This window comes from Vibrio sp. 10N.239.311.G01 (assembly GCF_041465805.1).
In the GTDB taxonomy this organism is placed as follows: Bacteria; Pseudomonadota; Gammaproteobacteria; order Enterobacterales; family Vibrionaceae; genus Vibrio; species Vibrio crassostreae_C.
The window spans coordinates 163,971-179,718 of the sequence record NZ_JBFSRM010000007.1; the positions used below are offsets into that span (position 1 = coordinate 163,971).

A 15,748-nucleotide genomic window follows, 5' to 3' on the forward strand; every position below is an offset into this window, starting at 1 on the left:
ATGAAGAAGTTATTTATCCTACTATTTGTTGGCTTGGCAAGTGCTGTCAGTTTCCCGACCTTTGCGACGGAAGAGTTAGCCAATGTAGAAAACATCTCAAAGATAGCTAGCCTAGTGCGATGGAGCGGCGTGTTCTTCTCCATGATCGTTATTGCTGCGATGTGGTTACTGCTCAAGTTCATCAACTCAATGGTGACCAGTTTTGGTAGCCAATTCGTGCAATATCGAATGTTGCTACAGAAACTGCAGTCGTTTACTCAGTTCTTTATCTACGTGAGCACCGGTCTTATCGTGTTCATGATGAGCTTTAGAATCAACGACCAAATACTGGCTTTGATTGGTGGTACCCTCGCCGTGTCAGTCGGCTTTGCGCTTAAAGATTTGGCAGCTTCATTCATCGCGGGCATCACGGTAATGATTGATAGGCCCTTTCAAGTTGGTGACCGCGTCACGTTCGAAGGCAACTACGGTGATATCATTACCATTGGTTTGCGTTCAGTGCGAATGAGAACCCTGAACGATGACATCATTACCATTCCGAACAACAAGTTCTTAAATGAAGTGACCACCAGTGGTAACTACGGTGCGTTGGACATGCAGGTGGTGATTCCGTTTTACGTTGGTATGGATGAAGACATCACCCTAGCCCGCGATCTGATTCAAGAAGCGGCGTCTTCAAGTCGTTATATCCACTTGCCGAAACCTGTAACGGTTTTGGTTAAACAGACGATTACCGATAACTACCTAGCAATATAGCTAACTTGTAAGGCTTACGTTGTGGATACTGCGTATGAGAAGCTGTTTGAAACCGACATTACTTTGCGTGTGATGAAAGAGTTTAAGAAGCACAACATCAACCCACCGAAAATTTCAGTAGCGGCGCATTAGGCTTGATGCTTTAGACGTTTGTTGCTTATAGCAAATGACTAGCCATAAATAAAAACACCTCCGAACTTATCGCAAGTGCGGAGGTGTTTTTTATGAGCTTTTTATCTTTAAGCTAATAGTCCTATTGATGCTAAACCTTAAAGTATTTCAATTGCTCAGTAAGGTGTTCTGTAGTGTTCGCCATTTTCTGACTGTCTTCTGCGAGCGATTGTGAGGCTTGGAGTACCTCATTTGCAGCGAGTTGAGATTTGGTTTGCGATAGATTAGTAGTGCAGAATTTTCGTGCTTGGGCTAAAACGTTCGTGTAATAGCCCAAGCGCGTTAGAAATATTATCAGATGATAATATCAGTGAATGAGTTCTTAGAACTTATAGGTTTGATACAAGCAATTGAGGTGTCGCTTTCTGTTGAAGATAGATACTAAAGCAACTTCCCTTACCTACCTCAGATTCAACTCGGATCTCGCCGCCAGTTTGGCTCAAGATACTCTGAGATACTGACAACCCTAAGCCCGTGCCATCTCGTTTGGTGGTATAGAAAGGCGAGAAGATACGTTTCAGTTGTTCTTCCTTAATACCGCAGCCTTCATCTTGAACATGAACGATAGCGCCATGAGACACACCATTTTCAACCCAGTCTTCACTCGAAATGGTTAACGTGCCCTGACCGTCCATTGCATGAATCGCGTTCATTTGTAGGTTAACCAGAATCTGTAGCAATTGGTTTCGATTGACCTCGACTGAGGTTTTAGCGTTCAGCTGCGATACGTACACAATGCCTTTCTTCTTCGCACCTGTTTTTACGAGCGTAATACTTTCATCCACTATTGGGTTGATATGTTGCCACGTAATTTCGTCTTGTACGCCGCCGTGACGGCTGTATTGAAGCAGGCTTCGTGTGATATTTCGAATTCGGTCAATCTGCTCCATGATCGCGTGGACTTCCTCATCTACACGGCTCACTTCATCGCCCAGTTCAAACTTCATCAGTTCAACGTTGCCAAGAATCACGGCGGTTGGGTTATTGATCTCATGAGCAATCCCTGCCGTTAATTCACCTAACGCGGCCAGTTTTTCATTGACCACCAGCTTATCTCTGGCTTGATTGAGAAGCTTGATGTGCAGTTCAAGTTCTTCAGTTTTCTCTTTCAAACTCGCGGTACGAGAATGCACTTTGCACTCTAGTTCAGACGCCGCTTGTTGAATCTCTTGATTACGCTCGTGCAGTAGATCCAACATCTTATCGAACTGTTTAGCGAGCAGTGTCAGTTCGTGTTGATCATCCAAACCTAGCGTACCAATTCGCTTGTCTTGCCCCATCTGTACTAGCTTCACCACTTTATGAATGCGTTCGATTGGGTTGAAAAGATCACGTGCGCCACGGTGAACGATCAAACCGGATGCCAACAGAAGCAACACAATGGTAATGCTAATTTCGCCAAGGTTGGTTAAGTACGTTTCTATCAGCGGCCAAATCAAATAACCGGTGTAAAGCATACCAATCACATTATTAAACTGGTCATGGATTGGTTGGTAAGCTGTGATGTACCAAGCATCGTAAACATACGCTCGATCTAGCCACTCTTTACCTTCATTCAAGACTTTCGAGTGAACCTCGTGAGAAACACGTGTACCAATGGCGCGCCCTACACTGTCTTCACTGCTCAAAGGCACGTTGGTGCTAACACGAAGATCATCAAGGAAAACCGTGACCGTTCCTATATGACGATTAAAACCTTCTCGTTGTGGATAGATAAGGTTACTGATTTGGTCAACAAGTTGAGTACTGTTATTCAGTAAGATCCCACCATCCAGAAAACCAATCACATGATCATGTTCATCTTTGATGGATACAACGGTTCGGCTTACCAATCCGCGAGTCTCGACCTCTTGCCCGTTGAGCATCGGAACTTCCGCTTTTTTAGCGAGGTCACGATCGAGATAATTGAGTTCATTACGGCTTAAGACACTGAAAAATGAAGGCTTGTGAGTTAAGTTTAGATATTCGAGTTTCTTTTCCATGCTCTCGACACTGCGCCAGCGCAGAAAATCGAGCTCATAGCGAGATTTGTTCTCAGACACCCAGCGAGTTAGCTCTTCGTGTGAAAGATCACTCGCGAGTTTGGTTCGAAAGTTATAAGACTCGGCGAACGCACGAACGTTGTATGCTTGCTGATTTTGGATCAGGTGAATACTGTTATCGGCAACATCCAAGCGTTCATCAACATCAATCAGAGCGCCCTGCCACGTGTAACGTATTGACCAATACAGTGTGATAGCCACAAGCGCGCACAAGGTCAGAATGATCGGAGCTGATGTTAGGAATAATAATCGGTAGCGAACCATGGTTTTGAATCGGAACGCCCACTTTGACCACCAACGACGTCTAATCGGCATATTCAGAGCCTTCTGTGTTCCAATCTTTGTACTTACGCTCTAGCGTTTTACGTGCGACGCCAAGATCTCTTGCAGCTGCCGATTTATTGCCATCATGAAAACTAACCAGCTGTTCTATATGAGATTTTTCTACTTCTTTGAGTGTCCAAGTGTTTGGATAACCCTCGGCAGCGTCTGCATTATTCAAGTTTGGCATTTCCGCACCATGTGACACCGTCACTGAAATGCTAGCGGGAACAGGATCACCATTAATCTCGCGCCAATAGTGTGCTGGTGGCTTGTCTAAAAGAATGCATCGTTCGACTAAGTTTTTAAGTTCACGAATATTTCCCGGCCATTCGTATTCGTTCAACGCCAAGATATCTTCATGTGCCCAATTTGGAACTGGCATGCCAAGCTCGCTCGATAAAAGACGAGTAAAGTATGGAACAAGTTCAATCAGGTCTGACGGGCGCTCTCTCAATGGCACCACATCAATCTTAAGTACATTGAGTCGGTAGAACAGATCGCGGCGGAAGTGCCCTTTATCGACCTCTTCTTGAAGATTTCGGTTGGTCGCCGCCACCACTCGTACGTCAACGGAAATTTCCTTTTCGTTACCGACTGGACGAATGGTTCTTTGCTCTAACACGCGTAGCAATGCAGCTTGCATTGGCAGTGGCATTTCACCAATTTCATCAAGGAACAAGGTGCCACCACTTGCGACTCGGAAAAGACCTTCACGGTTTTTCTTCGCACCAGTAAATGCGCCTGATGTATGTCCAAACAGTTCACTTTCTAGAAGCTCTGGAGCAATCGCACCACAGTTGATTGGCACAAATGGACCTGTGCGTTTACTGGCTTCATGTACACCACGAGCAACCAGCTCTTTGCCGGTACCCGACTCACCTTCTATCAAGACGGACGCTCGAGACGGTGCAAATTGACTGATCAGCAATTTAAGTTGTTTGGTCTTGTCTGAATTGCCAATCAGTTCAGTCTTGATATGACGACTCACATCACGCTTCAACGCGTACTGCATTCTTTGGTCGAGTCGCTTATCCATACAACGCAGAACCGCTTGTATCATCTGTTCGAGGTTGAACGGCTTAAGAATAAAATCTGAAGCACCAAGCTTAAGCGCGGATATGGTCATCTCTAGATCGGCATAACCCGTCATGAAAATCACATCGGCGCGTTTGTCGTTGTCGTTAAACGCCTCTTCCCACTCAATGCCAGATCGGCCTGGTAGGTTGATATCAAGGACAATCAGATCAAAATGTTCGCTCAAACGCAGCGTTTCAGCCTCTTCAACCGATCCTGCGCTCGACACCTTGCCAAAGAACTTACCTAGTGCTTTCTTTAAGATAGCCTGCATACCCAATTCATCATCGACGACCAAAACGGAAAAGGCCTGATACTGAGTCAATGTGTTCGGGTTGAGATTGGATGCAGATGAACTAGGTAAAGACATAATGATTAGCCGGTGAGAAAAGTTGGGACAGAGTGTACCAATTAACCTTTTCTCCAACAGGGACAATGTGCGACATTTTGTCCTAGCTCATGTTTTGATTCATTTTAACGGGGTAAAAGACTCAGTTTTGTCCGAAATAACAGCAATTTAATGAAATCTGATGCATTATTTGTTGGCATTAAGATTGCTTATAAGGTGTAGATTTCTAATTACAACAATTAGCGTCTTATGCACATGCCCTCTTTGAGCCCTTTAAAATTGAAGGCATGTCATTCATTTATAACAGAATGGACATAATAATAATGAAAGCAATTCCCCTAACTATTGCAGCTCTATCTATCGTCAGTTACACGGCTAGCAGCGCGGAAGACACCACTCATATTAAGTTGGCGACAACCACAAGTACTTATCACTCTGGTCTACTGGACTACTTATTGCCTGAGTTCGAAAAAGATTCTGGTATCAAGGTTGATGTTCTAGCTGCGGGTACCGGTAAATCACTTCGCATGGGCGAAAATGGTGATGTTGATTTGGTAATGACTCACGCACCAAAAGCTGAAGCGAATTTCGTAGAAAAAGGCTACGGCGTTTTACCTCGTAAGCTGATGTATAACGACTTTGTCATCGTTGGTCCACAAAGCGACCCTGCAAAAATTGAATCTCAAAAAGCAGTGGCAGATGTGTTCAAAGCGATCGCGACTAATAACGTGACGTTTGTGTCTCGTGGCGACGACTCTGGTACTCATAAGAAAGAGATGGGTATTTGGGCGCAAACTAAAATTGAACCAAACTTTGGTGGTTACCGCAGTGTTGGTCAAGGTATGGGCCCTACTCTGAACATGGCGTCAGAGATGCAAGGCTACACCATGACAGACCGTGGCACATGGTTGGCTTACCAAAACAAACTGGATCTTAAAATCCTTTTCCAAGGTGACAAGAACCTATTCAACCCTTACCAAGTAATCCTTGTTAACCCAGAGCGCTACCCAAGCATTAACTATCAAGCAGCGAAAGTATTCAGTGATTGGTTGGTGAACCCTAAAGGTCAGAAACTGATTAACGACTTTAAACTGCATGGCAAACAGCTGTTTGTTGCAAGCGCAGAATAGTTTGTTGTAAGTGAACCGTCGTTTTCTGTAAGTAAAAGTAGCGCTAAGGGTTCAACCCGAATCAATTAGCGCTACGCTTAACTAAACAGTTAACGAAGCACCTAAGCAATATCGCTTTAATAACTATCTTGTTTAACAGCAGGTCGCTATAAAGCTGTCTCGCTTTAATAGCGTTCACGCTTAACAACACATTCATGCTTAGAAACACAATCATGCTTAAGAGCAATCGCTGACCAATACACACTCAAATAGTTTGGGTCAGCTATGATTAACATCAGTCATTACCGATAAAGACCTATTATCGATTCACACGAGATACTTCATGACCCTATGGCAAACAACGATTGATGCAATGAACCTACTAGTGAGTTTTGACCACGAATTGTGGAAAATCGTCGCGGTATCTTTCAGCGTATCTTTGTCCGCCATCTCATTAGTGATTGTTCCTGCAATCCTTATGGCTTTCTTATTGGCTTATACCGAGTTCCCCGGGAAGTGGGCATTGTTATCGGTGATCAACACCCTGCAAGCTATCCCAACCGTGGTTATCGGTTTGTTGATGTACATGATGCTCTCTCGCTCTGGCCCGTTAGGTGATTGGGAATTACTGTTCACCCAAAAGGCGATGATTCTAGGTCAGATGCTGATCTGTTTCCCAATCCTAGTTGCGATGATGCATGGCGCTCTGCAGGCCAGTGACCGCCGAGCGGTAGAAACCGCGCGCACGCTTGGCGTATCAACGACTCGTGTGGCGTGTACGTTAATTTGGGAAACGCGCTTCCCTCTTTTAGCTGCAACTATCGCTGCCTTCTCTCGTATCGTCACTGAGGTTGGTTGTTCAATGATGGTCGGTGGCAACATTATGGGGATGACAAGAAACATCCCAACAGCTATCGCTATGGAAAGCCACAAAGGCGCATTCGCTCAAGGCGTCGCCCTCGGTATGGTGTTATTAGCATTGGCATTAGCCCTTAACTTTTTCCTTTCCAGTGTGAGAGGAAAAGGCTATTTAAGAACTTAGGAACGCTGTCATGAGTATAAAAATAACAACGCAGCAAATTTCAATGCGCTACAAAGAGCGTGTTTTGTTCCATATTCCCGAATTGTCGATCGGCCCCAACGATGCCATTTATCTCAAAGGAGATAATGGTGTGGGTAAAACGACCCTACTTAAAATATTGTCTGGATTGATTCAGCCCAGCTCTGGCCGCATTCAGTCTCCGACACAAAGCTGGCAGCAGATCTTATTCCCTAGGCTCAAGTTCAAAGACATTATCTACCTGCATCAAACCCCCTATCTTTTTGATGGTTCGGTGTACCAAAATGTCGCTTATGGCATTCGCTTTAACAAAGAGAGCCAAAAAGATAAGCGAGCTCAAATAATTAATGCATTGAGAATGGTAGGTTTAGAAACCTTGGCAGATGAACACATTTCTGTGTTGTCTGGTGGTGAGCGTCAACGCGTTGCAATGGCACGAGCCTGGATTCTTAAGCCGTCAATCTTGCTTATGGATGAACCAAGTGCCTCTTTAGACAAAGAATCTATTGAAAGATTGGTGATAATGGCCGAAGATCTTCTTCAAAGAGGCGCGAGTTTAGTCATCACTAGTCACCAAACTAACGCGTTAACCGACTTATGTAAGAAGCAATGGTGGATCAAAGACAATACTTTGACCGAATCCCCGCTTTTTCAAGTTATTAAGAAAGATAAAGCACAAGAGAATATTTATGCTGCTTCCAACGCAAACTAGTTGGGTTATTTTGGCTGGCGGGCAGGCCAGCCGTATGGGCGGAAAAGATAAAGGACTCGTTGAGCTCAACGGTTCTCCGCTTATTCAATACGTTATAAACAAGCTGTCACAACAAGATGTCAGCATCACTATCAATGCCAATCGTAACTTAGACAGCTACCAAGCATTTGCTCCGGTTGTTTCCGATTCTTTCCCTGACTACCCAGGTCCGTTGGGTGGCATTCATGCTGGCCTTAAAAACGCGAGCACAGACTGGGTTGGTTTTGTCCCTTGCGACAGCCCACAAATCAGTGACGACCTTGTTGAGCGTTTTTGTTCTGCAGTAAAAGAAGACAGTGACATTCTTGTCGCGCATGATGGCGAATTTAAGCAACCTGTATTCACCCTATTCCACAAACGTGTTCTACCAAAGTTAGAAGCGTTTTTGGAACGTGGTGACCGTAAAATCATCTTGCTATACAAAGAGTGTGTTACCGAATACGTTGATTTCAGCGATTCTCCTAACTGCTTTGTTAATCTCAACACGCCAGAAGAACTCACCCAATTCGGAACGCTTCAATAATGAAAGATTCTAAACAACGCCCTAACCTTCCTTTATTGGGCTTTGCTGCTTATAGCGGTACAGGCAAAACGACCGTACTTGAAGCCCTGCTTCCTCTGTTGACTGATGCGGGTTTAAAAGTTGGCGTGTTAAAACATGCTCACCACGATTTTGATGTCGATAAGCCGGGTAAAGACAGTTACCGCTTGCGTAAAGCGGGCGCAAACCAAATGTTGATCGCTTCTCGTAATCGTCACGTGATGATGACAGAAACACCAGAAGCCGAAGCCGATTTTGATTACCTGCTGACTCGATTTGATACCAACACGCTTGATCTGATTTTGGTTGAAGGCTGTAAGAACATCGCCTTCCCTAAAATTGAACTGCACCGAGATGAAGTGGGCAAACCTTGGTTATATCCAAACGATAACAACATTATTGCTATCGCGGCAGACAGCCAAGTTGAATCAGAACTGCCACAAATGGCGATCAGCGATTTAGAAGCGATTCGTGATTTCATCATCAATTACGCGCAGTCCTTTGACCTTGCCTCTACAACAGGCAAAGCAGTGTCATGCTCATCTTCAAAAGACGCTGCGCCAGCTGTTTGTTGTGATTCGTTCTCTCCTGCAGGTTTAACCGTTACTCAAGGTCAGCAAAAGATTGTTGATAGCATTGACGCACTCGATCTCACAGAGAGTGTTGAATTACTGCAAGGCTACGGCCGTGTGCTGGCTGAAGATGTGATTTCGCCAATCAACGTTCCTCAGAATACCAACTCTGCAATGGACGGTTATGCAATTCGTAGTGAAGATCTAGAATTGGACAGCTACAACATCGTTGCTGAAGTCATGGCGGGTCACAGCTACGAGCAAATCGTTCAACAAGGTGAAGCGGTTAAGATCATGACGGGCGCACCAATGCCAGAAGGCGTTGATGTTGTCGTGATGCGTGAACAAGCCGTCCGAGATGGCGATAAAGTTAGCTTCCCTGATGCTAAAATCTCGGTCGGACAAAATGTCCGTATGGCAGGTGAAGATTTAGAAATCGGCCAACCTGTCTTTACACGTGGCACACGCATTGAAGCGCCAGAAATGGGCATGATGGCGTCGTTAGGTTTTGGTACCTGCCCTGTTCTGCGTAAAGTGAAAGTGGGTGTGTTCTCTACGGGTGATGAAGTTCAAGCGCCGGGGCACGAGCAAAAACCAAACTCTATCTATGACTCAAATCGTTTTACTATTATCGGCATGCTTCAAAAGCTCGGCTGTGACATCGTCGATTACGGCATCATTGAAGATGATGAGCAGAAGATGATGGATGTGCTGCATTCTGCGTCGCTTGAAACCGATATGGTTTTGACTTCTGGTGGTGTGTCTGTTGGTGATGCGGATTACATCAAGCTTGCGTTAGATAAACTGGGTGAAATCAACTTCTGGCGTATCAACATGCGTCCAGGTCGCCCATTGGCTTACGGTAAGATTGAGAACAAGCCGTTCTTTGGTTTACCGGGTAACCCTGTTGCTGTGATGGTGTCGTTCATTAACTTTGTTGAGCCTGCGATCCGTAAGCTTCAAGGTCAAACGAACTGGACACCAGTAAAAGCAAATGCTGTAGCAACTGAACAACTGCGCTCACGCCAAGGCCGTACTGAATTTAGCCGTGGTGTGTTCTCGATGAATGAATCTGGCGTGCTTGAAGTGAAAACAACGGGCAAGCAAGGTTCAGGTATTCTGCGTTCAATGAGTGAAGCGAACTGCTTAATCGAAATCTCTCCAGCAGTTGATACTGTGAAAGTTGGCGAGACAGTGACGATCATTCCTCTGCAAGGTCGTGTTTGATTCAAAGCTCAAACACCTAAATTGACTTAGCTGCTTTTTAATTGACTTAGAAGCTCATTGCTAAGACATAGACGAAGCCCCTTCTATCGAGCTTTCGATGTTAAGGGGCTTTTTGTTCTTTTCGTTTCGTGAAAGACAACCTGTTCGTTGCCTAAAAGACAAATAGCTTAAATTACGCTAAACGTTAGAACGATAATCTTAAGATTTCTTATCATAACCTTGAGCCACGTACTGTTTTTATGTAGAGTGCGCGCAAAGTAATAATTCTATTGGAGAGCATCATGGCTCGTACCATTCTGTACACTTACAAAGACGAAGACAAAGAGTTACTGTTTTCGAAACAAGAACACCGCACGATCCAAGAAGCTGTTGCTGCAGCTGAAGGCATCGATATCTCTGAGTATCTAAAAACTGAGCAACAGCTTGAGTTGATTTCTGATACTAAAGCGGTTCGCAACTACCAAGACAACTACTTCCGCAAGCTTGGCTTTACTAAGCTTACGTTGAAGCAAAAAGACAATCTTGGTGTTGGTAAAAAGAAGAAGTAAGCCCTCTTGGCTCTTTTCTTGATATGTCGTTTCTAGCTTTTCGTTTGTAGTTAACAGCTAACAGCTAACAGCTAACAGCTAAAGAAACGAAAGCACCGAACAATAAAAAATGCCGCAACCTCTTTCGAGATTGCGGCATTTTTATTTGTACTTTTTAACTATCTAACCTTAGCTAGCTTAACTTAAGTCACGATTACTTAATGTTAAGGAATGCAGCACCACGAACGCCGCCTGAATCACCATGCTTCGCTTTGATGATCTTTGGACATTTCGCTACAGACAATAGGTATTTAGGAACACGCTTTGGCATCTCTTCGTAGATAAGTTCGAAGTTTGAAAGTCCACCACCTAGTGCTACAACATGCGGGTCAAGTGCAGTAAATAGGTTTGCGAAACAGATAGCCAATAGTTCCATGAAACGGTCAACGTGCTCAGCTGCTTTTGCTTCGCCTTCGTTGTACGCTTGGATGATTTCAATCGCTTTCTTTTTCTCACCGAAGTAGTGCTCATAAATCAGTTCAAAGCCGCGACCAGATAGGTAGCTGTCTAAACAACCTTTCTTGCCACAACCACAGCCTAGTAACGGTGCGTTGTCGCCAAGGTGGAACCATGCATCAATAGGAAGACGCATATGGCCGAGCTCGCCAGCAACGTGGTTACGTCCTGAAAATACTTTGCCATCAAAAACCAAACCACCACCAAAACCAGTACCTAGAATTAGGCCAGCTACTGATGGTTCATCTTTCAATTCATCATCCCACGCTTCAGACAGCGCAAAACAGTTCGCATCGTTCTCGATTTTAACACTACGACCAATCAGCGCTTCTAAGTCTTTGCGTAATGGCTTACCTGTTGAAGCCGGTACGTTAACAACAAGCATAGTGCCGTCGTCCGCATCTTCCATGCCTGGAAGACCAAGGCCAATTTTGCCTTCGCAAGAGAATTCGCTATCGTATTTTTTTACCAAACCGGCAATCGTATCAAGTAGCAGTTGATAATCTTCAGTAGGCGTTGGTACGCGTTCGGTTGCTACTCGCTCAAGTTTTTCATTGAACGCACCAAACTCAATTTTTGTGCCGCCAACATCAAAGCCGTAATACATGAAATCTCTCCAATTTTTCCCTAAATTCGGGCAAATAAAATTTTTAAATTAAACAACTAGGAAGCATTATCCATAACACTCCCCCTACAAACCGTGATAGATAACAAACTTATCTCGTGTTCGAATCTGTTTGAACAACAAGTCAGCACAAAGCGGTTAAAGGTTAGAGTGACGTCTCACTTTTAGTATGCTCTATGAAAGCATTCAGGCTTGGTTTGGTTGGATCGGACTTATAACGCGTCTTACTCAACATGTAGCTTTCACGAAATGCTTCAAACCATAGCTGTAAAGTCTTAGCGCCCTGTTCTTCACCGGCTTGTTTCAAAACTAAGCTCGCTACTTCGGCCGTTGATAGATGTTGTTCGTTGTCTGACTTACGCATCATGTATTGAGAAACCGATTCCGGCTCAATCGACAACACCGGTAAATCTTGCAGATACTCTGAGCGACGGAAGATACGTCGTGCTTCGCGCCAACTGCCATCAATGAAAATCAGCAATAGTGTTTTGTTTGGGTCACGCATTTGTGGCAGATCTTGAACTACGCGCGTTTTGTCGTCGGTATAGTCTTCAGGGAATACGATCACAGGTTGGTATTTGTCATCTTTGAGGACATCCAACATCTCTTGATTTGGCTCAGTACGATGCCAAAGGTAGGCGTAACTGTCTTTAACCGTATCAACAATCAAACGGCCGGTATTACTTGGCTTTAAGATTTCGTTGTCTGACAAGATCAACATAGTCGCGACGTTCGTATCAACGTTAGGTTGATGCTCACAGATACAGCTGTCTTGTTTGATTTTGCAGAATTCACATCGCACGACTTTACACCCGCGCGCATTAAACGGTTTGGTAGCAATGGATAAACGATGTTGATATAAACGGTGAAAAGCGTGGATTCTCATGGACAATAACGATAACTCTAGAAAAGTGGCACGATTGTACTTACAGTGTCCTTAGAATGATAGAAGGAATTCCCATGCAAGACCCATCACTGCTTCGCCTTGTTTGTTTTATTGTCGTTTTTGGATTGTGTGCGCTTTGGGAATACCGTTTTCCGCGTAAAACACTGACTCAAAACAAGTGGTTTCGTTGGGGAAACAACTTTGCGCTGGTCGCTTTGAACAGCTTTCTATTAGCCACTCTGATTCCTATTGCAGCATTCCAAGCGGCGGTCATTGCGCAAGAAAACCAATGGGGTCTGTTCAATACCCTGTCACTTCCGAAAGAACTCACCATTCTGGTCTGCGTATTACTGTTAGATTGCGCCATTTACCTGCAGCACTTGGTGTTTCACCGTGTTCCTTGGTTGTGGAAGCTACATCGAGTTCACCATGCGGACCTAGATATTGATGTCACAACCGGAACGCGCTTTCACCCTATTGAGATGATTCTTTCAATGCTCATCAAAGTGAGTTTGGTGATCGCACTTGGTGTGCCTGTCATTGCGGTCGTGATATTTGAAATTGTTCTTAATGCGAGTGCGATGTTTAACCACAGTAATGCACGTCTTCCGCTATGGTTCGATAAACGATTGAGAAAAGTGATTGTGACACCAGACATGCACCGCGTTCATCACTCAGTCATTGTTAAGGAAACGCACTCAAACTTTGGCTTCTTTTTATCAGTGTGGGACATCTGGTTTAAGACTTACCGCGCCCAACCCAAGCTTGGTCATGACAAGGTGCATATTGGTGTTCCCGAGATTCAAGATGGTAAAGAGCAACGGCTAGATTTAATGTTACGTCAGCCATTTGCACGATTCCCGACAACGAAAGATTAAGTTCGAATTCAGTTGAGTCTCAAGCTTATATTGAGACCAACCTTAGCTTAATACCAAAGTTATCTTAATCCGAAAACAAAACGCCCTTAGATTCTTGTGAGAACTTAAGGGCGCTTCTGTATCGATAGTCGTTATAAGCGTAGTTAATGATTAAGTACTGCTAGTGCTTAAACTCTTTCGCACACTAGCTTAACTATCACGCTCGTCTATTTCAGCACGTACTTATGAAGCATGGCTTGTTGGTGCCCTGCTATCTCTCCGACTTGCTCTGAACTCTCGATCATAGATTCAAGTTGCAGCTTAGTATTCTCGCCCTGCTCAGATACTCGAGTGATTGAATGGGTAACATCGACAGTTGCACGAGCTTGTTCTTCGGTAGCCACCATGATTTGCTCAACACGCCCTTTGATCTGGCTAACCGCAAATTCGATTTTCTCGAAGGCTTGTCTTACATCGCCACTGGTTTCCAGTGCATTGGCCATCTCACTTCTCGATTCCGTTACAGAAGCACGTGAGCGATCTGCTGCCGCTACTAGTTCGTTCATCATGCTACGAATATTGGTGGTTTGCTGGGATGTGCCGCTCGCCAATTTACGCACTTCGTCTGCAACTACCGCAAAACCTCGACCTTGTTCACCTGCTCGCGCCGCTTCTATCGCAGCGTTCAGTGCCAATAAGTTGGTGTTTTCAGCGATACCACTGATCATGTCGACCATTTCACGAATCTGTTTCACTCGACCATCCAAGTCAGCCATCGACTCTTCACTCATGCTAAGAGAGTGCTCAAGCGCTTGTAATCGTTGTTGGTTAAGGCCAACCACTTGGCTGCCATTCACTGACTCATCTTCTGCTATTTGAGCATCGTCGTTCGATGCGTTAGAGATACGAGCAATCTCACCAATCGATGCTTCCAGCTCCGTAATGGTGGTGATCATATTCTGAAGTGATTCGTTCTGCTCGTTCAAGCTCGAATTGGTTTGCTCTGCAGCGTCATGGCTTACTTCAGCCGTTTGATAAAGCGTCTCACAGTTACGCGTTACTAAACGAACCGAGTCCGCGGTGGAATCAACGACCGTATTGAGTTTTGAAGTGATAACTTGAAGCTCTAGCGGCCCAAGCAATTCACTCTGTTTAGAGAAGTCATGATCTGCAAGTGAACTCAACTGTTGAGTAATGTTTTTTAGCCCTTTATTCATCCAACGGCGTAACACGAACCATGAAATCACAATGATTACGGCAATAACCAGCCCGCTGATAAACAACACACGATCAATATTGGTGATGGTTTGATTTACAACCAGTTCGCTTTCATCAATCAGATGGGAAGCGGTAGAAGACAACTGATTCAATGTGCTTATGACTGTATTCGCGAGGGTGATAACTTGCGTTAAGTTCTGCTCTTGCTGCTGAACAAGTTCGAGTTTCAAGAGGATCTGTTTGATCACGCCTTCTTCGGTAAAGCCTTCTTTCACCATCTCGTAAGGCGCCGTCAAGCTCGCGAACTCAACGATGTCTGGATGCCAATCGGCAAAATCGCTGTAAGCCAAGTTAAGGCCTGCGATTCGGTTTCTCAATTGACGGTATTCGTCTTGTGCTTTATCAATGTCAGGTTGCATCATCAACATCAAGAAGGTGTTCGCCATAGCAGACGCACTGGATGTGAATCGGTTCGCTGCATCGCTCGCTTCTGGGTTGTCTTCAACCAAGAATGAGCTGATTCGATTCATTTCTGGTCCGATAGACCCAACGCCATAACGGAACTCGCCCATTTTACTGTCGATCAGATTTTGCTTACTTTGAATCTCAATCTGCGCCAGCAGTACCGTGTTGGTCATAGCTTGCAGTTGCGCCATGTCATCGACAAGGATTTGTTGTTGCTCTAAAGAGATCGCATCAGGAAAAGATTGGGAAATAAAAAGAAGTTCCTCTAGCGTGGTATTGCTCTCTGTCGCGAGTTGGTCAATTGAGCCCCTTGTGGCATTCAGTGTATCTAAGTCGGTTGATTGGGTGCTGTAAGTGAGAAGTTTTACTTGTTCTAATACGCTTTGCGTTAATTCGGCGTTATGTAGAGCAAGGGGTAATGCTTGTTCCGAGAGTGCATCAAAATGTCCCCCGACCCGTTCAACGCCCCGAATGCTAACCATTGATAAAAAAGTAACAAGTAAAAGAATGGAAATAAATACAGCAGTGACGGTTTGAATGAGCGAGAATGTATAACGTGAGGGTTTTATTGATAAATTTGTGTCGGGCATGTGAAATCCAGTTTGACTACGAAAAGAGATATCCTTAAGTTAGGTCGTATACTAGAAGTCCTTGATGACGTTTTTATTTCAGTTTTTT

The 15,748-nt window shown here is 44.5% G+C and carries 12 protein-coding genes and 1 pseudogene; 8 read left to right on the forward strand and 5 right to left on the reverse strand.

Features of this window, described 5'->3' with window-relative positions; all coding sequences use genetic code 11:
• Positions 1-888, forward strand: a pseudogene (locus AB6D06_RS08030) (mechanosensitive ion channel family protein).
• A 368-nt stretch (positions 889-1,256) separates the two neighbouring features.
• On the opposite strand, the gene AB6D06_RS08035 reads toward AB6D06_RS08030, so the two are convergent.
• A complete protein-coding gene (locus AB6D06_RS08035; protein WP_102333335.1) occupies positions 1,257-3,284 on the reverse strand; it encodes a cache domain-containing protein in 2,028 nt (675 codons plus the stop codon).
• Positions 3,274-4,737 (reverse strand): sigma-54-dependent transcriptional regulator, encoded by a 1,464-nt coding sequence (locus tag AB6D06_RS08040; RefSeq protein ID WP_372099232.1) that lies wholly within the window; start codon positions 4,735-4,737, stop codon positions 3,274-3,276. The genes AB6D06_RS08035 and AB6D06_RS08040 overlap by 11 nt, the downstream gene beginning before the upstream one ends.
• 302 nt (positions 4,738-5,039) lie before the next feature.
• Between AB6D06_RS08040 and AB6D06_RS08045 the strand changes: the two genes are divergently transcribed.
• From AB6D06_RS08045 to AB6D06_RS08070, 6 genes are all read left to right on the forward strand, one after another.
• Positions 5,040-5,846: a substrate-binding domain-containing protein gene (locus AB6D06_RS08045; RefSeq protein ID WP_017059611.1), complete on the forward strand. Its 807-nt coding sequence runs from the start codon at positions 5,040-5,042 to the stop codon at positions 5,844-5,846.
• 322 nt (positions 5,847-6,168) lie between these two features.
• Positions 6,169-6,867 carry an ABC transporter permease gene (locus AB6D06_RS08050; RefSeq protein ID WP_017068184.1) on the forward strand — a complete coding sequence of 233 codons (699 nt, stop codon included), beginning with the start codon at positions 6,169-6,171 and terminating at the stop codon, positions 6,865-6,867.
• Positions 6,868-6,877: 10 nt separating this feature from the next.
• Positions 6,878-7,597: an energy-coupling factor ABC transporter ATP-binding protein gene (locus AB6D06_RS08055; protein WP_371725352.1), complete on the forward strand. Its 720-nt coding sequence runs from the start codon at positions 6,878-6,880 to the stop codon at positions 7,595-7,597.
• Positions 7,575-8,159: a molybdenum cofactor guanylyltransferase MobA gene (gene mobA, locus AB6D06_RS08060; protein ID WP_004733776.1), complete on the forward strand. Its 585-nt coding sequence runs from the start codon at positions 7,575-7,577 to the stop codon at positions 8,157-8,159. Before AB6D06_RS08055 ends, mobA begins: the two co-directional genes overlap by 23 nt.
• A complete protein-coding gene (locus tag AB6D06_RS08065) occupies positions 8,159-9,976 on the forward strand; it encodes a bifunctional molybdopterin-guanine dinucleotide biosynthesis adaptor protein MobB/molybdopterin molybdotransferase MoeA (protein ID WP_065584419.1) in 1,818 nt (605 codons plus the stop codon). Before mobA ends, AB6D06_RS08065 begins: the two co-directional genes overlap by 1 nt.
• A 281-nt stretch (positions 9,977-10,257) precedes the next feature.
• On the forward strand, positions 10,258-10,524 hold the full coding sequence (locus AB6D06_RS08070) for a DUF2960 family protein (protein ID WP_017063882.1): 267 nt from the start codon (positions 10,258-10,260) through the stop codon (positions 10,522-10,524).
• Positions 10,525-10,717: 193 nt separating this feature from the next.
• Here AB6D06_RS08070 and nagK read toward each other — a convergent pair whose 3' ends face one another.
• Together nagK and AB6D06_RS08080 are read right to left on the reverse strand one after the other, a co-directional pair.
• Entirely contained in the window at positions 10,718-11,626 is a 909-nt protein-coding gene (gene nagK, locus AB6D06_RS08075; RefSeq protein WP_004733781.1) for an N-acetylglucosamine kinase, read from the reverse strand.
• 163 nt (positions 11,627-11,789) lie between these two features.
• Positions 11,790-12,536: a tRNA-uridine aminocarboxypropyltransferase gene (locus AB6D06_RS08080; protein ID WP_017080483.1), complete on the reverse strand. Its 747-nt coding sequence runs from the start codon at positions 12,534-12,536 to the stop codon at positions 11,790-11,792.
• Between the two features lie 68 nt (positions 12,537-12,604).
• On the opposite strand from AB6D06_RS08080, the gene AB6D06_RS08085 reads away from it, so the two are divergent.
• A complete protein-coding gene (locus AB6D06_RS08085; RefSeq protein ID WP_065584420.1) occupies positions 12,605-13,408 on the forward strand; it encodes a sterol desaturase family protein in 804 nt (267 codons plus the stop codon).
• 206 nt (positions 13,409-13,614) lie between these two features.
• Here AB6D06_RS08085 and AB6D06_RS08090 read toward each other — a convergent pair whose 3' ends face one another.
• Complete coding sequence (locus tag AB6D06_RS08090) at positions 13,615-15,660, reverse strand: methyl-accepting chemotaxis protein (protein ID WP_372099231.1); 2,046 nt, start codon at positions 15,658-15,660, stop codon at positions 13,615-13,617.
• Between the last annotated feature and the right edge of the window lie 88 nt (positions 15,661-15,748).